This is a genomic window from Natrinema sp. H-ect4, assembly GCF_041894845.1.
GTDB lineage: Archaea > Halobacteriota > Halobacteria > Halobacteriales > Natrialbaceae > Natrinema.
Window position 1 is genome coordinate 1 of the sequence record NZ_JBHDYC010000014.1, and the last position, 20,627, is coordinate 20,627.

General features: G+C 64.4%; 18 protein-coding genes. 5 read left to right on the top strand and 13 right to left on the bottom strand.

Annotation, left to right across the window (positions count from 1 at the left end; genetic code table 11):
- Positions 1-91: 91 nt before the first annotated feature.
- The 3 genes from ACEWFR_RS17070 to ACEWFR_RS17080 all read right to left on the bottom strand — a co-directional run bounded on the left by ACEWFR_RS17070 (position 92) and on the right by ACEWFR_RS17080 (position 1,788).
- Complete coding sequence (locus tag ACEWFR_RS17070; protein ID WP_098725081.1) at positions 92-319, bottom strand: hypothetical protein; 228 nt, start codon at positions 317-319, stop codon at positions 92-94.
- A 151-nt stretch (positions 320-470) separates the two neighbouring features.
- Complete coding sequence (locus ACEWFR_RS17075) at positions 471-890, bottom strand: HIT family protein (RefSeq protein WP_374062187.1); 420 nt, start codon at positions 888-890, stop codon at positions 471-473.
- Positions 891-1,038: 148 nt separating this feature from the next.
- Positions 1,039-1,788: a uracil-DNA glycosylase family protein gene (locus ACEWFR_RS17080; protein WP_374062188.1), complete on the bottom strand. Its 750-nt coding sequence runs from the start codon at positions 1,786-1,788 to the stop codon at positions 1,039-1,041.
- 118 nt (positions 1,789-1,906) lie between these two features.
- On the opposite strand from ACEWFR_RS17080, the gene ACEWFR_RS17085 reads away from it, so the two are divergent.
- From ACEWFR_RS17085 to ACEWFR_RS17095, 3 genes are all read left to right on the top strand, one after another.
- Positions 1,907-2,137 carry a hypothetical protein gene (locus ACEWFR_RS17085; RefSeq protein ID WP_374062189.1) on the top strand — a complete coding sequence of 77 codons (231 nt, stop codon included), beginning with the start codon at positions 1,907-1,909 and terminating at the stop codon, positions 2,135-2,137.
- Between the two features lie 93 nt (positions 2,138-2,230).
- Positions 2,231-5,437 carry an isoleucine--tRNA ligase gene (gene ileS, locus ACEWFR_RS17090; RefSeq protein WP_374062190.1) on the top strand — a complete coding sequence of 1,069 codons (3,207 nt, stop codon included), beginning with the start codon at positions 2,231-2,233 and terminating at the stop codon, positions 5,435-5,437.
- 381 nt (positions 5,438-5,818) lie between these two features.
- Positions 5,819-7,915 carry a CARDB domain-containing protein gene (locus ACEWFR_RS17095; protein WP_374062191.1) on the top strand — a complete coding sequence of 699 codons (2,097 nt, stop codon included), beginning with the start codon at positions 5,819-5,821 and terminating at the stop codon, positions 7,913-7,915.
- A gap of 163 nt (positions 7,916-8,078) precedes the next feature.
- Here the strand turns inward: ACEWFR_RS17095 and ACEWFR_RS17100 are convergent, their stop codons facing one another.
- The 4 genes from ACEWFR_RS17100 to ACEWFR_RS17115 all read right to left on the bottom strand — a co-directional run bounded on the left by ACEWFR_RS17100 (position 8,079) and on the right by ACEWFR_RS17115 (position 11,318).
- On the bottom strand, positions 8,079-8,621 hold the full coding sequence (locus ACEWFR_RS17100; RefSeq protein ID WP_374062192.1) for a heme NO-binding domain-containing protein: 543 nt from the start codon (positions 8,619-8,621) through the stop codon (positions 8,079-8,081).
- Between the two features lie 104 nt (positions 8,622-8,725).
- Positions 8,726-9,583, bottom strand: coding sequence for a ribose-phosphate diphosphokinase (locus ACEWFR_RS17105; RefSeq protein WP_374062193.1), 858 nt, complete (start codon positions 9,581-9,583; stop codon positions 8,726-8,728).
- Between the two features lie 166 nt (positions 9,584-9,749).
- On the bottom strand, positions 9,750-10,271 hold the full coding sequence (locus tag ACEWFR_RS17110; RefSeq protein ID WP_374062194.1) for a hypothetical protein: 522 nt from the start codon (positions 10,269-10,271) through the stop codon (positions 9,750-9,752).
- Between the two features lie 102 nt (positions 10,272-10,373).
- A complete protein-coding gene (locus ACEWFR_RS17115; protein WP_374062195.1) occupies positions 10,374-11,318 on the bottom strand; it encodes a hypothetical protein in 945 nt (314 codons plus the stop codon).
- 125 nt (positions 11,319-11,443) lie between these two features.
- Between ACEWFR_RS17115 and glmM the strand changes: the two genes are divergently transcribed.
- Positions 11,444-12,820, top strand: a complete 1,377-nt coding sequence (glmM, locus tag ACEWFR_RS17120) for a phosphoglucosamine mutase (RefSeq protein WP_374062196.1) — start codon at positions 11,444-11,446, stop codon at positions 12,818-12,820.
- Positions 12,821-13,241: 421 nt separating this feature from the next.
- Here glmM and ACEWFR_RS17125 read toward each other — a convergent pair whose 3' ends face one another.
- The 5 genes from ACEWFR_RS17125 to serA all read right to left on the bottom strand — a co-directional run bounded on the left by ACEWFR_RS17125 (position 13,242) and on the right by serA (position 18,461).
- Entirely contained in the window at positions 13,242-13,637 is a 396-nt protein-coding gene (locus ACEWFR_RS17125; RefSeq protein WP_374062197.1) for a universal stress protein, read from the bottom strand.
- Between the two features lie 87 nt (positions 13,638-13,724).
- Positions 13,725-14,906, bottom strand: coding sequence for a hypothetical protein (locus ACEWFR_RS17130; protein WP_374062198.1), 1,182 nt, complete (start codon positions 14,904-14,906; stop codon positions 13,725-13,727).
- A gap of 1 nt (position 14,907) precedes the next feature.
- The gene (gene hisI, locus ACEWFR_RS17135) at positions 14,908-15,276 is read right to left on the bottom strand and encodes a phosphoribosyl-AMP cyclohydrolase (protein WP_374062199.1); all 369 of its coding nucleotides are present in this window, start codon (positions 15,274-15,276) and stop codon (positions 14,908-14,910) included.
- Between the two features lie 507 nt (positions 15,277-15,783).
- Complete coding sequence (locus ACEWFR_RS17140) at positions 15,784-16,695, bottom strand: hypothetical protein (RefSeq protein WP_374062200.1); 912 nt, start codon at positions 16,693-16,695, stop codon at positions 15,784-15,786.
- 179 nt (positions 16,696-16,874) lie between these two features.
- Complete coding sequence (gene serA / locus ACEWFR_RS17145) at positions 16,875-18,461, bottom strand: phosphoglycerate dehydrogenase (protein ID WP_374062201.1); 1,587 nt, start codon at positions 18,459-18,461, stop codon at positions 16,875-16,877.
- Positions 18,462-18,702: 241 nt separating this feature from the next.
- On the opposite strand from serA, the gene ACEWFR_RS17150 reads away from it, so the two are divergent.
- The gene (locus ACEWFR_RS17150; RefSeq protein ID WP_374062202.1) at positions 18,703-19,158 is read left to right on the top strand and encodes a universal stress protein; all 456 of its coding nucleotides are present in this window, start codon (positions 18,703-18,705) and stop codon (positions 19,156-19,158) included.
- A gap of 9 nt (positions 19,159-19,167) precedes the next feature.
- Here ACEWFR_RS17150 and ACEWFR_RS17155 read toward each other — a convergent pair whose 3' ends face one another.
- Positions 19,168-20,622 carry a PAS domain S-box protein gene (locus ACEWFR_RS17155; protein WP_374062203.1) on the bottom strand — a complete coding sequence of 485 codons (1,455 nt, stop codon included), beginning with the start codon at positions 20,620-20,622 and terminating at the stop codon, positions 19,168-19,170.
- Positions 20,623-20,627 lie beyond the last annotated feature (5 nt).

Consider the following 20,627-nt stretch of genomic DNA (forward strand, 5'->3'; position numbering starts at 1 on the left):
CAGTCACGAAAGCGCGCTGAGCGCTTTCGAACGACACCGCCGGAACGGGCGAAGCCCGTGAAGGCGGCCTTTTTAGCGTAAAAAGGTACGTCTACAGCGTCCGTTCGTACAGTGGCACCACGACGGTCCAGAAGAGGACGAACGCGACGCCGACGCCGATCAGCGCCAGCCACGGATCGCCCCGGCCGGTCGGCACGCCACTCGAGAGGAGCACGAACGTTCCCGCGAACAGTAGACAGCAGACGAGGACGCTGCCCAGCTCGAGGGCCGTGGCGACGGGGTGAGCGCGGAACTGGGCGACGATGCCGGCGATGGTCATACGCGAGGCTCACGCGCGGAGAGTAAAAACGTCACGGCACCCTCGAGCTGCGCCGTTCACCGATCGAATCGTACGGACTGCTGTCAGTCAGTTCCGGAGCAACCGCGAACCGTCCTGCGGTTGCTCCGGGACATCGGTACAGCAGACCGTCTCAGGCTCGAGACTCGATCTCGTCGGCGATGTCGTCGAGTTCGTCGTCCTCGAGATCGGCCGGGCCACCGAACATGGCGTGAATGGGGCCGCCGCCGTCGCCCTCGAACCGGGGGACGATGTGACAGTGGACGTGTGGAACCTCCTGTCCGGACTCCTCGCCGTTGTTGAACGCGACGGTGGTCGCGTCGGCGTCGACAGCCTCCTCAACGGCGGGGACCATGCGATGGATCGTCGCGTAGAGATCCGTCGCAATGTCTTCGGGAACGTCGTTCAGCCGCTCGTACTCGTCTTTGGGGATCACCAGCGTGTGGCCCGGTGCCAGTGGGTTGGCGTCGAGGAAGGCGATCGTCGTCTCGTCCTCGTACACGATGCGCGCGGGGATCTCCCCCTCCACGATCTGACTGAAGATCGTACTCATGCTCGAGTGTGTGTTGGCTCGCCGTATGAAGGTTACCCGACTACTCGAATCGATCGCCGGGTTCCGTCGAGCGCTGGACGGCGAAAGCGGTACTGTGACGGGAATAGCATCCGCAGCCGGAAGCTTGTTTTTGCAGCGTATTCACCCGCTACCGCTTGCCGGAGGGTCCACACAGTTCGTCGAGCGTCTCGCCGATCGCCTCGAGGTACTCATCGGGCTCGAACCCGAGCCGGCCGATCCAGACGTCCTGATAGGACGGATGCAGGATCGGAACGAGCCACACGTCGAGGCGCTCGCAGCGGACCGGCTCGAGCACGCTGTCGATAAAGCCCTCGAGCGTCCGATCTTCGGCCGCTAACACGGTCTTCGTCGCGTGCTTTCCCGTCGCGAGGACGACCGTCGGATCGACCTCCTCGAGTTCAGTCAGGAGATGAGTCCGACAGTTCGCGCGCTCTTCGGGGGTGGGTTCGCGATTACTCGTCGGGTCCTCGGGATCCTGGCTCACGGTTTCACTGTTCGCCGACTCCGAGGAGCGTGGCTCCTCGCTCGCTGGAAAACACTTCACCGCGTTCGTGTAATAGGCGTCGTCGCCGTAGCCGATCTGCTCGACCATCCGACGGATGCGCCGACCGGAGTGTCTCGAGGTGTAGGCCTTGCCGGTCCAGTTGCCGCCCCGCCAGCGGTCGGCGTCGGGGTTGCCGTATCCCGGCGCTTCGCCGACGACGACCACGTCGGCCTCGAGCGGGCCGGTTCCCCACGAGATGCACTCGCGGGACTCGACGAGTGCCGAACAGCGTGTGCAGTCGGGCTCGAGGACGTTTCGGTCGCTCGGATAGGCCGGGGATTCTGCGGTTGCCGAGTCGGGTTCGGCATCGGTATCGGGGTCGGTCGCGGGCACATACCGAGATACGACCGCAGGCGCTTAGACCGGTCGATTCGATGCGGCTTCCGTCCATGTGGTCGTGTCGCACTCGAGGGGACAGGTTTACCTTCTGTGGGTGGGTACCAGCAGGGTAATGCCAACGCTCGATCCTGAACTACTCGTGGAATCACTCACACTGGTCGTCTACACCGTCGTCGCCGGTGTATTGACGGTCGGCGGCGTCCTCGTCGAACAGGCGAGCCTCCAGCACCTCGGGGGTGGCGAGGCGATGATCGCAATGTGGATGGCTCTCCTCGGCGGCGTCATGCTCTACGCTGGCGCGTATGGACTGGGCTATCAGAAGGTCCTCTCGAAGTACATCTGAGCGGCCGAAAACGCCGTTCGATTTCTCGAGACATCGACGCGAGCGACCTGCAATATCGATTCCTCTTTACTACCGGAGGCGATTAGGTCGAGTATGAGCAGGTTCGGCGAGGTCGACGACCAGTACGACCCACACGAACTCGAGCAGCGGGTCTTCGAGTACTGGGACGACGTCGACGCCTACGAGCAGACGGTCGAGCACCGAGCGGACGGTGAGTCCTATTTCTTCGTCGACGGCCCGCCGTACACGTCGGGATCGGCGCACATGGGAACTACCTGGAACAAGTCGCTGAAGGACGTCTACATCCGCTTCCTGCGAATGCAGGGGTACGACGTCACCGATCGCCCCGGCTACGACATGCACGGCCTTCCCATCGAGACCCGCGTCGAGGAGCGACTGGGCTTCGAGAACAAGAAGGACATCGAGGAGTTCGGCGAGGAGAACTTCATCCAGGAGTGCAAGGACTACGCCGACGAGCAGCTCGAGGGCCTCCAGTCGGACTTTCAGGACTTTGGCGTCTGGATGGACTGGGACGATCCCTACCGAACGGTCGAGCCGGAGTACATGGAGGCGGCCTGGTGGGGCTTTGCGAACGCTGCCGACCGCGGCTTAGTCGAGAAGGGCCACCGCTCCATCTCGCAGTGTCCGCGCTGTGAGACCGCCATCGCGAACAACGAGGTCGAGTACGAGGACGTTGAGGATCCCTCGATTTACGTCAAATTCGACCTCGAGGACCGAGAGGGGTCGCTCGTCATCTGGACGACGACCCCATGGACGATCCCGGCGAACACCTTTGTCGCGGTCGACGAGGACGGCGATTACGTCGGGGTTCGTGCGGAGAGAGACGGCGAGGAGGAACTGCTCTACCTCGCCGAGGCGAAACACGAGGAGGTCCTGCGGGAGGGCCGCTACGACGACTACGAGGTGGAGGAGGAAGTCACCGGCGAGGACTTGCTCGGCTGGGCCTACGAGCATCCGCTCAGCGAGGAGGTGCCCGATCATCCGGACCACGAAGGCGCGCTCGAGGTCTACGCCGCCGACTACGTCGACACCGACGGCGACGGGACCGGGCTGGTTCACTCCGCGCCCGGCCACGGTGAGGTGGACTTCGAGCGCGGCCGCGAACTCGGCTTCCCGATCTTCTGTCCAGTCGGTGGCGACGGCGTCTACACCGCGGAAGCGGGCAAATACGAGGGGCAGTTCGTCACGGACGCGGACGACGAGATCACGGCCGACCTCGAGGACGAGGGCGCGCTGCTCGCTTCGGGCACCGTCCACCACAGTTACGGCCACTGCTGGCGCTGTGACACGGGAATCCTCCAGATCGTCACCGACCAGTGGTTCATCACGATCACGGATATCAAAGACGACCTCCTCGAGAACATCGAGGACAGCGAGTGGCACCCCGAGTGGGCTCGCGACAACCGCTTCCGCGACTTCGTCGAGGAGGCACCGGACTGGAACGTCTCCCGACAGCGCTACTGGGGCATTCCGCTGCCGATCTGGACGCCGGAAGACCGGGACGATGATGAGGACATGATCGTCGTCTCCACGCGCGAGGAACTCGTCGAGCGCGTCGATCAGGACATCGACCCCGAGGAAGTCGACCTCCACAAGGACACGGTCGACGACCTGACGATCACCGACGGGGACACCACCTACACTCGCGTTCCCGACGTGTTCGACGTCTGGCTCGACTCCTCCGTCGCGTCGTGGGGGACGCTGAACTACCCCGCGGACGACAGCCGGTTCGACGAGCTCTGGCCCGCCGACCTCATCCTCGAGGCCCACGATCAGACTCGAGGCTGGTTCTGGTCCCAGCTGGGGATGGGCACCGCCGCGCTCGGCGAGAGCCCCTACACGGAGGTCCTGATGCACGGCCACGCGCTCATGCCCGACGGCCGCGCGATGAGCAAGTCCAAGGACATCCTGGTCGACCCCCACGAGGCGATCGATCGCCACGGCCGGGATACCATGCGGCTGTTCTTGCTGTCGAACAACCCGCAGGGCGAGGACATGCGCTTCGACTGGGACGGGATGCAGACGATGGAGAACCACCTCCGGACGCTGTGGAACGTCTTCCGGTTCCCGCTGCCGTACATGCGCTTAGACGAGTTTGATCCACAGGAAACTACCCTCGAGGACGCGGACGAAGATCTCGAGCTGATCGACGAGTGGGTGCTCGCGCGGCTGCAGTCCACGAAGGCCGAGATGACCGACCATCTCGAGGAGTTCCGCCAGGACAGGGCGGTCGACGCGCTCCTCGAGTTCGTCGTCGAGGACGTCTCGCGCTTTTACGTGCAGGCGGTCCGCGAGCGCATGTGGGCCGAGGAGGACAGCGGTTCGAAGACTGCGGCCTACGCGACGATCTATCAGGTGCTCCGGGAGGGCGTCGCCCTGCTCGCGCCGTACGCGCCCTTCATCAGTGAGGAGATTTACGGGACGCTCACCGGCGATGACGGCCACCCAACGGTCCACATGGAGGACTGGCCCGCGGTCGACGAGTACTGGCAGGACGAACAGCTCGAGGAGGACGTCGCCCTCCTCCGCGCGATCGAGGAGGCCGGCGCGAATGCCCGCCAGCAGGCCGGCCGCAAGCTGCGCTGGCCGGTTCCGCGCGTCGTCGTTGCCGCGGACGACCAGCGCGTCGTCGCTGCCGTCGAGCGCCACACCGAACTGCTCGAGGATCGGCTCAACGCCCGCGAAATCGAACTCGTCTCGCCCGAGGAGCGCTGGGAGGAACTCCAGTACAGCGCCGAAGCGGACATGAGCGAACTCGGCCCGGCCTTCGGCGACCGCGCCGGCCAGGTCATGAACGCGCTCAATGAGGCCCGTATCGATGAACCGAGCCTCGAGGCGATCGACGACGCCGTCGCGGACACACTGGACGCGGGCGAGGAGATCACCGACGAGATGGTTTCCTTTGTCACTCAGACGCCTGACGGCGTCGCCGGCACCGCGTTCAGCACCGACGGCGACGACCGAGGCGTCGCCTACGTCGACGCCTCGCTGACCGACGATATCGAGAGCGAGGGCTACGCCCGTGAGGTCATCCGCCGGGTCCAGGAGATGCGCAAGGATCTCGATCTCGATGTCGAAGAGCGGATCGCGCTTGATCTCGAGATTGACGACGACCGCGTCGCCGACCTCGTCGCGGACCACGAGGACCTGATCAGCGAGGAGGTTCGCGCGGACGAGCGCCGCGCGGTCGAGGACGGCCACCGCAAGGAGTGGGATGTCGAGGGTGTGACGATGGAGATCGCGATCGAGCCGCTGGCGGCTGCGGAAGCGTCGGACTAGCGCTGTTGGGACGTATAAGGTGTTTTTCGGAACGGGAGGCGAAGCCGACCGTTCCGCTTTTTGGTCCAGATTTTTGCGCCAGCGCGGGACCTTTGGTCCCGCGGACCATGCGAATAGTGCGAGACCGGAGGTCTCGCATACCATGCGAACGGCGGCGGAGCCGCCGTGAGCAGAGAGCGGTCGCGAGCACTGTGAGCGACCCGAGCGGAAAACGGTGGATGTCCGAGATCGCAATCGAGCCGCTGGCGACGGCTGAGGCGTCGGAGTAGCCGGTTACGAGGCTGCCGTTCGCAGGACCGTTCTCGCTCCCGTTTGCTTCTTCAGGAAGTGACAGTATCGCTGCCATAAATGTCTTGAGCGCTGACTGACCAGCAACGGGTAGTGAAATCTCGGCTCGCCGTCTTCGTGTTCGTCGTCTTACTCGTCGGCAGTCTTCCGGCCGGCGTCGGTGCCCTCGAGCCCGCGGGGGCGGCCGATTCGGCGTCGACCGCCGACTTCGGGTCGGGAAGCGCTCCCAGCGGATCGCTCGCAGCCGTCGGAACGAGTACCGAATCGGTGGCGGCGACGAGCAGTTCTGACGACGTGCTCCACCGGACGACGGTCCTCCGGCACCTGCCGGCGGAGCCCGATCGCTTCGAGGCGGCGTTGACCCTCCGCGTGCCGGATCCCGTCACGGAACTCGAGATCACGTTACAGCCCGGTGCGACCGTCGAGTCGACGACGGGGTTCGAACGGACGGGCGAGCAGACCTACGAGTGGACCGAATCGACCGACGAGCCGACGATTCGGTACACGATGCCGGCCGATCGGACAGGGGACGAGGGGACCGTCGGCTCGTCGAGCGACGGCTACACGTTCGTCGACACCGGTGACTGGGGCGTGGTGCAGGTACCCGACGTTTCGATCCGGTACAGTCAGACCGATCCGGTCGGCATCGAAAAATCGGTGCGCGTCGACGGGCCGGGTGCGACCGGCGGCGACATCGCGTTCTTCGGTGCGGTTCAAGAGCACCGGCGGACCGTCGACGGGGAGACGTTCAGGCTTGTCGTTCCCGAGGCCGCGACCCTTCGGGAGTCACCCGAGGCGGTCCTGTCGGCACTGGCGGCGGCCAGCGGCCGACTCGACGTCGGGATGCGAAGCGACGAGGTGTTCGTCGTCGCGGTCCCGAACGATGTCGACTGGGGGCCGCCGGGGCTCAAGTACGGCCGATCGGACGCGTGGGTCGTCGCCGACGAACGTCTCGAGAAGTCGAACCCGGTCTGGTTCCACGAGTACGTTCACGTTCGCCAGCGCTTCTCCAATTCGAACGACGACACCGCCGCCGAAGTGGAGTGGCTGGTCGAGGCCCAGGCAGACTACTACGCGGGTCTGCTCGCCCTCGAGACCGGTCGCACCGACTTCGGGGACTTCAGCGACCTCCTCGAGCGAGGGGAACGGTCACGGTACGCCGACGGAGTATTGATCGACCGATCGACGTGGGACGACCCGGACACCGACTACGCGAAGGGGGCGCTCGTCTACGGCGAGATCGACCGCCGACTGCGGCTCGCGACCGACGGCGATCGAACGCTCGAGGATGTCTTCCGCACGCTGAACGCCCGGGAGGGGGAGATAACCGAGGCGGACTTCCTCCGCCTGCTCGAGGAGTACGGCGGAACGGACGTTCGGGCCGCCGCCGAGCGGTACACTCGGACCGAAGCGACTCCCGAGATGTGGAGTCGGAGCCAGCACGGAGCGGCATTCGACCAGCCGGTCGCGGTTTTCGAGTACGGGCTGGGAACCGAGTCGATCGACGTGGGAGACCGGGAGTGGCCGCGCTGGAACTCATCGACGATCGGTGCGACCGGCGGCGAGAACGGCGACGTAATCGCAGTTCCGGTCGGTGAATCCGTGTCGATCCCGGTCACGGTCGATAACGTCGGCGATCGCGACGGGACCTACGACGCGACCCTGCAGGTCGATGGCCGAGTGGCCGATCACGAGCAGGGGACGCTCGCGCCCGGCAAGGGGACGAACCACCGTCTCTCGTGGACGCCGTCGAAGCCCGGCGAGTACACGGTTCGCGTCGGCTCCGAGCGGCTGACCGCCGTCGTCCGGTCGGCTCCGAGCGTGACTGTTTCCGACCTCCGACTCTCCTCCGAGACGATCGATCCCGGCGAGTCGGTGACGGCGACCGCGACAGTCGAATCCGCTGATGACCGACCGGCGGCGGCCGTCATCGCGTTCCGGACCGCCGAAGGCGTCGTCGCCGAGCGATCGGTGGCGCTCCGACCCGGCGAGTCGACGACGGTCGAGGCGTCCCTCCAGTTCGACGAGAGTGGGCGATACGAGATCGGCGTCGGTGAGCGGACCGTCACCGTTCGCGTCGGCGGCGGGCCGGCCGCGGCGCTCGAGGAGGTCCCCGGCTTCGGCGTCCCGGCGGCCCTCGTTGCCCTTGTGATGGTCGTCGCCGGGTCGTTGTTGGCCCGCCGTCGCTGACCGTGAGCGGAATCGCGGCCGTGGCTCAGACGGATCCCGCGTTCGACGCTCGGGGTGACTGCGATCCGTTGTGCACGACCGCACCTGCGGCGTTCGCGCTCATCGCTACCGACGAATTCGATTCGAGATGAAAACGGGTGACGGCTGACTCACCGCAGGGGTCTCACGCCTCGAGGTCGACGCGGAACTGACACGCGTCGGCACCGTCGCCGGCGCAGGCCGTTTCCGCGACGGTCGCGTCGGCGTCGAACGCGGTGACGATCCCCTCGAGAATCCCGTGGGCAAGGCCGCAGTATCGGGTGTCGCGGCCCGACTCGTACGTGACGACCGCGGCGTCGGACTCGCGGTGACAGGAGAGTGCAGGCAGCACGGTCCCCTCGGTGGCAGCTTCGACGTCGTCGGTGACCGTCTCGAGTGACTCGAGCAGTTCCGGCAGCTCCCAGTCGCGGCGCAAGTGGGCGCTGAACGTCGACAGCAGTTCCGGCGCCAGGGTCCGACCGAAGTCGCGTTCGATCGCGCGCCTGTTCTGGGTGGCCATCGTCGACAGGGTCTCGAGGACGGCGTCGATCTCGCCGTCCTCGTAGTGGGTGACGGGCAGGTACAGCTTCGGCTCGAGGCCGGAGCGCTCGACGATCGTATCCCACGTGTCGTCGTCGGTCCGGGCGACGACGTACTCTTTGAGGGTTTTGTGGACGATTCCGTGCATCGAGTCAATGTAGTTCGGTATCCGCGGCGTCTCGTGTGGCCGAGCAAGCCTCGTGCCACGCGCTAACAACTAGGTGACTGGACGGGGACTACTTAATCGTTTGCTTACAGGTGTCTTGCGAGGGTCGGTGCGACCGAGACGGTGCTAACCCCGCGCTCGATGGTGTCGGTGCCATAGATCGCTTCGACGCCGGCCCGCGAGAGCTTCGTGACGGCGTTGCGGGCCAGCAGCGGGTGGACGCAGGTGACGAACACGCGCCCCACGTTTCGCTGCTGCAGGACGTCGACGGCCTCGCTCATCGTGGACCCCGTCGCGATGATATCGTCGACCACGACGACGTCTCGGTCGGCTACGTCGACATCGCTCGGGGATATCTCGACGTCGGTTCCGGAGTGTCGGGTCTTCTCGAAGTAGTCGGTCTCACCCGCGCCGGCGGTGTCCCGGACTGTCTCCGCGAGATCGATTGCGCCGGCGTCGGGGGAGAGAAAGACCGGCTCTACGAGGTCGTCGGGCAGTGGCTCGGCCAGTCGACCCGCAGCGTCGACGGCCGTCGCCGTCGGCTCGAAAAACTCACAGACTGCCGTTTCGTGGGGGTTGACGGTGAGGAGGCGGTCCGCGCCGGTCGAAATCGAACGGGCGACCGCCCGCGCGGAAACGGGATGACCCGCCTCGAAAGCCGCGTCCTGTCGAGCGTAGCCCATGTACGGCAAAACGGTGACGACCTCCTCGACGCCCGCCTCGCGAGCGGCGTCCTGTAACTGGAGTACCTCGAGGTGGGCGTCGCTCGAGACGGTCGAGGCGACGATCACCGCCCGGTCCGGGTCGGCGTCGGCCAGTCCCGGGACGGCCGCGAGCAGTTCGCCATCGGGAAAGCGGTCGTATTCGACGGCGGCGAGCGATTCCTCGAGCTCTCGAGCGAGCGTCGCGGCGAGAGCCTGCGACGCCGATCCGCTGACGATCATAGTCGGTGGGACAGGCCGGGGGGTAAACCAGTTTTCGTTCTCGGACCGAGAGAGTCGACTCGCACCGTCCGCAAAAAACGCGTCGTCGCGATCGGTGTGACAAAATGGACGCAACTACCCGTTCGACTCGGCACGCGATCCGATCGCTCGCTCACGACCCGTTCGATCACGCCTCGGCGTCGTCAACCGTCGCATCGCCGTCGCCGCACGCGCCGCCGTCGGTGTCGCTCAGAATCTTCAGTTCGCCGTTTCGGGTGACCAGCGCGAAGACGTTGATGCAGTCTGGATCGTTCCACTTCGCCGGCGTGACCTGGGTCGGTTCCCCTCCGTCGAGCCGGAACACGATGTTGAACGCACCCGGTTCTGTCGACCAGTTTCGCTCGAGTTCCGCGCCGCTGTCGGCCGCGAGTTCGTGGGTCGACCAGTGTTCGGGATCGCCGCCGAACTCGACGATGACGTCGACCGTATGCGATTCGTCGTTTAGATTCTCGACGGAGATTTCCCCGAGGAGCGTGCCGCTCGGTCCGCCGGATTCGTCTCCCGTCTCGTTCCCGTCCCCGTTTCCGCTCCCGTCACCGTTCCCGTTACCGTTCCCCGCGTCCTCGTCGCTGCCCGTGCAGCCGGCGACCGCACCCGTGAGTGCGGTGCCGGTCACGGCCAGTAGTCGTCGGCGTGGTAGTTCGCTCATATACTCACAGAGAATAATCCCGTATAGTTAAACGTCCGTCAGACATCGCGCCCGACCGGCGGTCTCAGACGCACACTCACCGACATCGCTGGGTCGCAAATCTCACTCCCGTTGTGGGATCGCAATCCCCGTCACGTCCCTGACACCGAGCGTTCGCGTCCGCCACTCCCCGTCGCTCCCAACGTGGGCCGTCCCTCCGGGACGCCCCACGCCCGCGAGGAAGGCCCCCTGCTCCGTCACGGCGTAGGTCGTCTCACCGTAGCTAAAGCCGATCACGGAATCGGTCGATCGATCGGATTCGCGCCACGCGTCGTCGTCGGGCACGTACTCGTAGATCGTCTCGTCCGTGACCGCGTGCGCGCGGACAAGCCGTCCCGGCTCCGAGCGGGGATCGGCTCCAACGGTGTCGAACCCCCCCTCGAGGACCGCCATCCAGCCGTTGCCGAGCTTGTAGAGTCCGTCCGTGGTGGCGGCGAGCGGGACGCCGGCCGCCGAGACGTCACGCACATCGGTCAGTCCGGCGTGATTAAGTCCGCCGTCCTGAACGCGGTAGACGCCGTCCGCTGTCCCGACGAGATCACCGTCGATCGCCCGAACCGGCGCGACGGTCTCGTCCGCGAGCGTGGTCCACTCGCTCGAGTCCGCGGCTTGACACGCGACGCGACCGTCCGGGTCGGCCGCGAGGAGGTCGCCGTCATCGTCGTAGCCGACGGCGACCGCCGGGCCGAACCCCGTCCCGACGAACGTCTCCTCCTCGGTCGCGAGTGACGCGTCGCCAACGTTCTCATCGTCACCGCCGTCGCCGCCGCTGCGGTTCGTTCCGGCTCCGTCCTCGAGGGCGAGTACTCGGACGTCTTCGTCGGTCGCGATGGCGACCGCGGCGGGGCCCGCCGCGATGTCTCGAGTCGAACAGCGTTCACAGAGGCCGAATTCGCCGACGGTGTCGCCGGCGACGCGCACGCGAACGATGCCCATTGCGCTCGCGACGTACGCGGTGACTGCCCCTGCGCGGTCGCCGTAGACGCGCTTTTCCTCGATCGAATCCATACGGGAATGTCGTGGGGGCGGGACGAAAACGTTCCGTCCTGCGCTGGCACACGGGGCGACGACGGCCGCCGCGTCGGAATCAGTTTGCGGAATCCCTTTGGGGGGTCCGGTTAGAGTACCACGTGATGCAAGTCTTCGGATCGAGCGGGACGCGGGGCGTCGCCAACGAGGAGTTGACGCCCGCGTTCGTCCTGCGCGTCGCGAAAGCGGCGGGGACGACCTGGGGTGGTGGTCGCGGTGGGGACCGGGTTGCCATCGCTCGTGACACCCGTCACACGGGGCAGATGCTGGCCGATGCGGCCGCCAGCGGGCTGGCGAGTACGGGTACCGATGTCGATCGCCTTGGGATCGTTCCGACGCCGGGGGCACAGGCCTACGCCGAACGCGAAGGGGTGCCGGTCATGGTCATCACGGCCTCGCACAACCCGCCGCCGTACAACGGCGTCAAACTCGTCGGGAGCGATGGCGTCGAACTCTCGATCTCGGCCCTCGAGGATATCGAGGAGACGCTACTCGCGGAGTCGTTTACCGTCGCCTCCTGGGACGAGACGGGTCGCGTCCGCGAGATCGACGGGGTCAAACGGGAGTACGTCGACGGGCTGCTCGCGGCAGCGGATCGGGAGGTGATCGCCGACGCTGACCTCACCGTCGCGCTCGATCCGGGCCACGGCGCGGGATCGTTGACCAGCCCGGAGTTCTTCCGGGAACTGGGCTGTCGCGTGGTCACCGTTAATGCTCAGCCCGACGGTCATTTCCCGGGTCGCGACCCCGAACCAGTTCCGGACAACCTCGCGGACCTCGGTCGGCTCGTCCGGGCGACCGACGCCGACGTCGGCATCGCCCACGACGGCGATGCCGACCGCGCGATCTTCTTCGACGAGAACGGCGACTACGTCGAGGGCGACGCCACGCTCGCCGCGCTCGCCGCCGCCGAACTCGAGGCCGGCGACACCACCGTCTCCGCGGTCAACGTCTCCCAGCGACTCGTCGACGTGGTCACCGCGGTCGGGGCCGAACTCGAGTTAACCCCCATCGGCTCGACCAACATCATCACCCGCATCGAGGAACTCGAGGCCAACGGCGAGCGGGTACCGGTCGCCGGCGAGGGCAACGGTGGCATCTTCTTCCCCGAATACCGGCTCTCGCGGGACGGGGCGTTCACTGCAGCGCGCTTTCTCGAGTTAGTCGCCGAGCGCCCGGTCAGCGAGATCGTCGCCCCCTACGACGGCTACGTCAACGTCCGGCGCAACGTCGAATACGAGTCGACGGCCGAGCGCGACGCGATGCTCGACGCGGCTGCCAACCACGCCCAGGCGTCCGACGCCGAACTCAACACCCGCGACGGCTACCGGCTGGATCACGGCGATGCGTGGGTGCTCGCCCGCCCGTCGGGCACCGAACCGCTCGTCCGGATCTACGCCGAGGCCCGCGAGGGCGACCGCGCCGAGGAACTCGTCGACGACATGTACGAGGCGCTGGCCGACGCGAAGGCCGACGCCTAAATTCGGTTTCTACCGCCGCTCGTTCAGCACCCACGAACGCTCAGTGACGGGAGCAACGTCTCGCTCCAGACCGACCATCCGGCATGCTGTGGCGCGCGCTGTCGACCGGCCGAGCGTCGCGAGGCGCGAACACAGTGAGTGCCTCGGAAAGCGAGCGGTGACCGCAGGGAACCGTGAGCACAGTGAGGGCGGTCGATGGACACTGCGCGAGGGATGAGTGAGCGCCGTGAGGCGCGAACGTTAGCGCGGAACCTCCGGTTCCGCGAACCATACGAACGGCGGCTCCGCCGCCGTGAGTAGAAATCGGCTGGGGAGGGCGTGGCGATTCCCTGTTGCCACGATAGTAGGACGCTTCTTTCGCTGTTTCTCATTAGAATCGGCGATTCCATTCATAGCTCTCTCGACCGACTCCGACTGTCCGTCACGGAACGATCGTCACCGGAATCTCCGCGCGCCGCGTGACCGCCTCCGCGACGCTGCCGAGCAGCATCCGCGAGACGCCGGCTTTCCCCTCGCTGCCCATGACGATCGCGTCGACGTCCGCCTCGCCGACGTACTCGAGGATGGCGTCCGCCACTCCCGTCCCGTCGACGACGGTCGCTTCGACCGCCCTGTCGTGCTCGTCGGCGATCGCCCGGATCTCGGCGAAAAAATCGGGTTCGTCGTCCCCCGAGACGACGCTGCCGTAGTCCGCCTCGAGGTCGTCGACCGCGAAAACGACCGTCACTCGATCGGCTGGAACCCACTCGAGGGCGTGCTCGAGGGCCGCCCGCGCCGGCTCGGAGTCGTCCATCGGGACGAGGACGTGTCTGCTCATGCGAGTGAAATCGGGCTCCGACGGCTAAAGTGCGGGGCCCAAACGAACCGAGCCGCTCGGACCATGAGCCGCTCGAACTGCGACCGCTCAGACCAGGTCGTCGGCCTCGAGCGCCGCCTCGAGTCGCTCCCGTTCGGCCCGCAGAGCCTCGAGTTCGTCCGCGACGCGACCGTCGGTCAGCCGTTCGCGTTCGGCGGGGTCGAGCCGGGCGACGGCCTGCGCCGCGGTCTGGAGGCGGTCGTAGTCGCTGTCGGTCGTGAGGAGGCGGACCTCGCGAAGGCTCGCGACCACGTCTTCGTCGGCGACGCGAGCGACGAAGGGTCGGTACTCCCGGACGCGTCGACGCAGCGTGCCGGCCGACTCCGGTGGCCAGTCGACCGTCAGCGGCTCGGCGTCGATGCCGTCGAGGTACGTCTGCTGGGTCGCGACGTTGCGCTTGAGTTCGTCCGCGCTGTCGACGTAGTGAGAGAGCTTCGATCGAGAGTAGTCGGCATACTCGAGCAATTCCGGAATCGTGTACTCGCCCGCCGGATTCTCGCGGACGTACTCCAGCAGATCGTCGGGCGGCTGCTCGTAGTTCACGAACGGGTACCACGCGCTCCGCTCGAGCAGGTCGAACACTTCGCGTGCGCTGGCCGCGAGCCGGTACTCCTGTACGGCCTCGCGGATGGCCTCGTTGTAGTGCTCGATCGGCTCCCGAAGCCGCTCGACCGGCGCGTCGAGATCGGCGGTCGCGAGTTCGAGTAGCCGTTCGCGCTCAGTGATTTCGTCGTCGAGCGCTCGCGAGCGCTTGTTGGCTGCCTTGCGCGCCTCCGCGACCTCCTCGCGGGCGGCCTCGCGTTCCTCGAGCAGGTCGGCGTACTCGGCGGCCGGCTCGAGGGCCTCGCGAGCGCGCTCGAAGTCCGATTCGCTGAGCCGGCGCTTGTCGATCGCCTCGAGGGAGTCCTCGAAGGCCTCGTACGCGACGAGGTCGTCGGAGAGACTCGAGACGAGCCCGTCGAATTTCCCCTCGAGTTCGATGTAGGCCTGGAAGTTCTCCTTGCCGGTTCCGGTCGCTCGGTCGACGTAGTCGTCCAGTAATTTCGTCGCGTCGCGATAGGCCGTCGCGACTTCGTCGACGGTCTCCTCGCCGTGGTCTGCGATGCGGTCCTCGACCGTCTCACGGCGATTTCGAGCAGCTTCGAGGGTCTCGAGCGGGGTTGGTTCGCCGTCGTTAGTGCTGACGCTGGCGTCCGAGCCGGCGTCAGTGGAGGGGACGCGCTCGCTCATTTCACTCGTAGACGGCGTCGGGGTCAAACACTTTCTCGCCGACGTGCTCTCCCTCTATCGTCCGGTAAAAACAGGATCGGTGGCCGGTGTGGCACGCGCCACCCTCCTGGTCGACCAGATAGAGGAGGGTGTCGGCGTCGCAGTCGACCCGGACCTCCGCGACGTCCTGGACGTGGCCGCTCGTCGCCCCCTTCTCCCAGAGTTCCTCCCGGCTCCGGGAGTAGTAGTGTGCGCGGCCGGTCTCGCGGGTCCGCTCGAGGGCCTCCGGTGAGACGTACGCGAGCATGAGCACCTCGCCGGAGTCGGCGTCCTGTGCCACGGCGGGGACGAGTCCGTCCTCGCCGAAGTCGACCGAAACGTCGTCGTCCATACGCGCAATATCGTTCGTCCGAGCGATAGGTCTTTTGCCGCGCGCGCCTCATGCAGAAACCTATACAAAATATTATGCATCTGAAGAGTATCAACAAAAAGACTGGAAAATAATGGCTGTATTCTATAATGTAATCTGTGAATCAAACCACTCTATCAAGAAATTGTACTCATAAATTGTTCCTAACGTGAATATAGAGAAGCAAGCCAAGAGCGCCTGGAATCACTCCCCTCAAGAATAAAATGAAAATAACTGAACTTACTATAATTGGACGATTAATATCGTTTTTACGTGCATCATTATACGACCATATAGAAATAAGCGCCACAAATGAAATTATGATGGCTATTTCTACCGGCCCTAGTGGTATATTTAACATATCCATTATAGAAAGTAATATCTAATCGGACTAAACAGTTATGGTCTCTTTTTCAGAAGTACGTTATAAATATAACAATTAAATTTGTCATGAAGGCTGTCTATGACAAGTCGCTGCCTACGCAGTTTTCATGTCTCGATCCCGGAATCAACACACCATGACTGTGGTCCATCTGCTCCTCGAAGTTCTGAGTACGGATGTCCTTCATAGGCCGATACACCTATTGATGGAGCACCTTGTTCCATATGGCCCATAATATAAGAATGGTATGCTTCCTGGTATACATCATCCTCTGGTGAGGATTTTCCATTAGTTTCAATCGCCTCCCATTCGTCTGTTTTACCTTGGTAGGACATGAAATATGTCGTATGCTTAGGTCCATGCTGATTCCGTGTATTAAAAACACGTCCACCACCGTCTGATATCCTCCAGTCCCAGTGGATCTTATGTTCCCACCGATACGTAGTTGCACCCATAGGACTATTTTCTTCAATAATATGGGAATATGTATCGCTACCGGAGTCTACAACACCTGTGGTTCTAATAGCCTGAGTAGGTGTTTGTGAATTTGGCTCGTGAGCCCCCTCTTTCAATTTATGATGAAGAGCAAGTGATTCTTGCTCGTCTTCTCGGATAATTTTTTCCACAGTGTCTTTGTTCCATTTTCGGATGACGGCGGGCTCTACACTATCGCGTCGTTGAGAACTTTGTACGTTCACACTAGACGTACTGATCCTTCCACTCTCTAAAGTCTCTACTGTGTCTAGTGATTCTAACTCCTTACGGGGACCAGAAGCATTGATCTCATATACTACCGTTTCTACAGGCACATTAAAGGCCTTGACTGCCTTATACTCTTCTTCAGTAAGATCTTCTTCCATCTTCTTTCTTTCATCATTTTCAGCCTTCTTGTATTCGGTTATGAAATCATACACCTCTTCGAACCTACTTGGATTGAAGTTGTGCCCTCCGTTCCTATCAGCTACAACCCCTCCAGAAAATGCGACCGAAGTCGTCATTATCGATGCGAGTGCAGACATGGTACCTCTCCGGGTGGGTTTTCTCACCATACTACAAGTTGGAAATCTATACTATTAAAAATTCCGTCTAAATAGAATTTAAATCTACTAATAATATCTTATAAATAATACCATTTTGGGAAAACCTGTCCCTACACACTGTATATTTAAACAAAGATAGAGAATTGATCGACGCTCGATCAGCTCTGGCCGTTCAGCGTGATGTCGCTGACGCCGATGACCCGCTCGTCTTCCTCGAGCTCCGCCTTCGCTTCCGCGGGGACCTCGCTATCGACGTTGTAGACGGTCAGCGCTTCGCCGCCGATGGTCTCGCGGGCGTTGAACATGCCGGCGATGTTGACGCCGTGTTTGCCCATCACGGAGCCGATGAGACCGATGACGCCGGGCTCGTCGGTGTTTCGCGTGATGACCATCCGGCCGTGGGGGATGGCGTCGACGCGGTAGCCGTCGATGCGGACGATGCGCGGGTCGTCGCCGGCGAAGAGCGTTCCGTCGACGGAAACTTCATCGTCGTCGTTGCTGACGGTTACGGAGATCAGGCTCTGGAAGTCCTCGGCCTGTCGCGTCTTGGACTCGGTGACGTCGACGCCGCGATCCTCGGCGATCTGGGGGGCGTTGACGGCGTTGACCTGCCACTCGAGGGGCTGGAAGACGCCCTTGAGCGCGCTGGCGGTGACGAACTCGACGTCCTCGCCGGCGATGTCGCCCTCGTAGACGACTTCCACATCCTCGATGCGGCCCTCGAGCAGCTGCGCGGCGACCTTGCCGGCGGTTTCGGCGAGTTCGATGTAGGGCTCGACGCGGGGGAACGCGCTCTCGTCGATCGACGGCGCGTTCAGTGCGTTCGCGACCGGCTCGCCGACCAGCGCGGCGTTGACCTGTGTGGCCGTCGAGGTCGCGACGTTCTCCTGGGCGGCCTCCGTCGAGGCACCGAGGTGGGGCGTGACGAGGATGTCGTCGTGCTCGAGCAGCGGCGAGTCCGCCGGGAGCGGCTCCTCGGCGAAGACGTCGATCGCCGCGCCGGCGAGGGTGCCGTCCTCGACCTTGGCGGCCAGCGCGTCCTCATCGACGACGCCGCCGCGGGCGCAGTTGACGAGGTAGCCGTCGCCGAGTTGATCGAGTTCGGGCTCGCTGATCAGGCCCTCCGTTTCCGGCGTGAGCGGGGTGTGGACGGTCAGGACGTCGGCGCGCTCGAGGCACGGATCGAACTCGACGAGTTCGGCACCGATGCGCTCGGCGCGCTCCTCGCTGATGTAGGGGTCGTAGGCGACGATGTCCATCCCCAGCGAGTCGAGTTTCTTGGCGACCTCCTGGCCGACGCGGCCGAGGCCGACGACGCCGAGCGTCTTGCCGTCGAGTTCGGTGCCGAGGTAGTCGCTTTTCGCCCACTCGCCGTTTTTCAGGCGGATGTGGGCCTGCGGGATCGAGCGAGCGCTCGCGAACGTCATCGCGACGGTGTGTTCGGCGGCCGCGCGAACGTTCCCCTCGGGGGCGTTGGCGACGATGACGCCGCTGTCTGTCGCGGCGTCGATGTCGATGTTGTCGACGCCGATGCCGGCTCGGCCGACGATCGCGAGTTCGTCGGCGGCTGCGAGGACTTCCTCGGTGACCTCGGTGCCCGAGCGGACGATCAGTCCGTTCGCGTCCGAAACCGCCTCGAGGAGGTCGTCGCCCTCGAGTTCGTAGCCCGTTTCGACGTCGTGGCCGGCGTCTCTGAGTACGTCCAGACCCGCGTCTGCGATCGGATCCGTGACGAGAACCTTCATGCGCGAGATAACCGGGTGGAGAACGTAAACCCTTCCGTTGTCGCGAGGGGCGGCAAAAAATACCGCCACTTCCGAAGCGAAATCGGGGCGATGCGACCGTCGACGGCCAACTCTGCGCTGGTACCGACGCCGTTCCTCGTTCGGTTGATGCCCGATCGACCACTGGCAGCCGTCCGGACGATATTCCCGCGAACGTGAAATAGCCGGTCCAACTTATCCCGTCGAGCGCGTACCATTGACTATGTACGATCGAATTCTATTACCGACAGACGCGGCGGAGGGGACGGAACTGGCAACTGAACACGCCATCGCCGTCGCCGAACGGACCGGTGCGGAACTCCACCTGTTGTACGTCGTCGACAGCGATGTCTATGACTCCTACAGCGGCGACGAGTACGTCCACGAGTTCGAGGGCCTCGAGGCAGCGCTCGAACACGTCGGCGAGGACGCCCTCGAGTCGGCGGCCGAAGCGGCCCGGAACGCGGGGCTGAAGCCGACGACTGTCGTCAGGCACGGTTCTCCTCACGAGCAGATTCTCGCGTACGCGGATGAAGCCGACGTCGACTTGCTCGTCATGGGATCGAAGGAACGGCCCGGTGACTACCGCCAGCTGCTGGGGAGCGTCACCGACCGCGTCGCACGATTGGCCTCGCGACCGGTAACGATCGTCAAGACGCCGGTCGAGGACGGCGAGTAGAACGGCTCGTTACTGCGCTCGGGGGAAGTGGACGGTGACGCAACTCCCCTCGCCGTCGGACCGGGGCTCGTAGTCGAGAGAGCCGCCGTAGTCGTCGACGATCAGGCTGGCCAGCCACAGTCCCAGCCCGTTCCCGTGTCTGACCTGCGTGACCGGTTCGTCGTTGAAGATCCCGGCCCGCTCGGTCACGGGGATTCCGGGGCCGGTGTCGAGGACCCGAACGTCGACCGTGTCGGCGCCTTCCTCGATGTCGATTTCGACGGTCGGCTCGGCCGCGTCGGTGTGGGTGATCGCGTTCTGGACGAGTTCCTCGAAAACGGTCGCGAGCCGATCGTCGCCGGCGACGACCGCGTCCGTGGCCCCGGCGACCGTGATCGTACTCGCGGAATACCGGTCGCGGAGGTCGGCGAGGACCGTCTCGAGGACGTCGCCGACCGCCACCGGCCGCCGCGGGAGGCCGTCCTCGAGGGTCACGTCGGCGAGTTCCTTCGTCGACTCGTTGAGTTCGATCAACGACGCGGCAGCCGCCGCGATTTCGGCCGCGTTCTCGCGGTGAGTCTCGTCCTCGAGTTCCGCGACCAACGTTTCCGCAAACCCGCCGATGACGTTGAGTTCGTTCCGGAGGTTGTGCCGGAGCAACCGGTGGAGGACCCGCAGGTGCTGTTCCCGGAGTTTGAGCGCCGTAATGTCTCGTCCCTCGACGACGAGCAACTGGACCGCCCCCTGCTGATCGGTGATCGGGCGAACGGAGAAATCGATGACGGCCGTCCGGTCGTCGCCCTGAATACGGATTTCGCCACCGAACAGTTCCCCGTCGCCGGCGCGCTTGACGGCCTCGAGAGCGGTCTCGCGCGCAGTCTCTCCCAACTGGAACCAGTAGGTGTCCCAGACCGGCTTTCCGACGACATCGGCTCGGTCGATCCCGGCGAAGGCAAGCGCCGTCCGGTTGGCCTCGAGGACGGTTCCGTCGGGATCGAGGAGGCCGGTGAACTGGTAGGTGTTGTTGAAGACGGCCTCGAAGCGGCGCTGACGCGCCTTCTGATCGGAGATATCTCGGAACAATCCCGTGAACAGCCGCCGTCCTTCGTGGGTGTGCTCTCGAAGGCTCACTAGCACGGGAACCTCGTGTCCGTCCTTGTGCAAGGCGGGGAGTTCGATCCCGTCCCAGTTAATGTGTTTGTCGCCCGTTCGCAGGTACTTCTCGAGGCCGGCGGCGTGGGCCGACTGGAGCCGCTCGGGGATCAGCGTCATCTTCGAGGAACCGATGAGATCTTCTGGACTGTAGCCGAGAATGTCCTCGATTGCGGGGTTCGCGAACACGATGGTGCTCTCCTCGTCGATGGTCAGCAACCCCTCGGAGGTGTTCGCCACGAGCTGTCGGAAGAACTCGCTCTCGTCGAACGCAAAGAGCGGCGACTCGAGGGGCTCGCTCGCGTCCGTTCCGGTCCGTTCGCCGTCGGTCACGCATC

Coding starts and splice junctions, on each gene's coding strand:
- ACEWFR_RS17075 (WP_374062187.1), bottom strand. CDS start 890: ATGAGTACGATCTTCAGTCAGATCGTGGAGGGGGAGATCCCCGCGCGC.
- ACEWFR_RS17105 (WP_374062193.1), bottom strand. CDS start 9,583: ATGATCGTCAGCGGATCGGCGTCGCAGGCTCTCGCCGCGACGCTCGCT.
- ACEWFR_RS17150 (WP_374062202.1), top strand. CDS start 18,703: ATGTACGATCGAATTCTATTACCGACAGACGCGGCGGAGGGGACGGAA.
- ACEWFR_RS17130 (WP_374062198.1), bottom strand. CDS start 14,906: ATGAGCGAGCGCGTCCCCTCCACTGACGCCGGCTCGGACGCCAGCGTC.
- ACEWFR_RS17085 (WP_374062189.1), top strand. CDS start 1,907: ATGCCAACGCTCGATCCTGAACTACTCGTGGAATCACTCACACTGGTC.
- ACEWFR_RS17070 (WP_098725081.1), bottom strand. CDS start 319: ATGACCATCGCCGGCATCGTCGCCCAGTTCCGCGCTCACCCCGTCGCC.
- ACEWFR_RS17140 (WP_374062200.1), bottom strand. CDS start 16,695: ATGTCTGCACTCGCATCGATAATGACGACTTCGGTCGCATTTTCTGGA.
- ACEWFR_RS17110 (WP_374062194.1), bottom strand. CDS start 10,271: ATGAGCGAACTACCACGCCGACGACTACTGGCCGTGACCGGCACCGCA.
- hisI (WP_374062199.1), bottom strand. CDS start 15,276: ATGGACGACGACGTTTCGGTCGACTTCGGCGAGGACGGACTCGTCCCC.
- ACEWFR_RS17100 (WP_374062192.1), bottom strand. CDS start 8,621: ATGCACGGAATCGTCCACAAAACCCTCAAAGAGTACGTCGTCGCCCGG.
- ACEWFR_RS17125 (WP_374062197.1), bottom strand. CDS start 13,637: ATGAGCAGACACGTCCTCGTCCCGATGGACGACTCCGAGCCGGCGCGG.
- ACEWFR_RS17115 (WP_374062195.1), bottom strand. CDS start 11,318: ATGGATTCGATCGAGGAAAAGCGCGTCTACGGCGACCGCGCAGGGGCA.
- ileS (WP_374062190.1), top strand. CDS start 2,231: ATGAGCAGGTTCGGCGAGGTCGACGACCAGTACGACCCACACGAACTC.
- serA (WP_374062201.1), bottom strand. CDS start 18,461: ATGAAGGTTCTCGTCACGGATCCGATCGCAGACGCGGGTCTGGACGTA.
- glmM (WP_374062196.1), top strand. CDS start 11,444: ATGCAAGTCTTCGGATCGAGCGGGACGCGGGGCGTCGCCAACGAGGAG.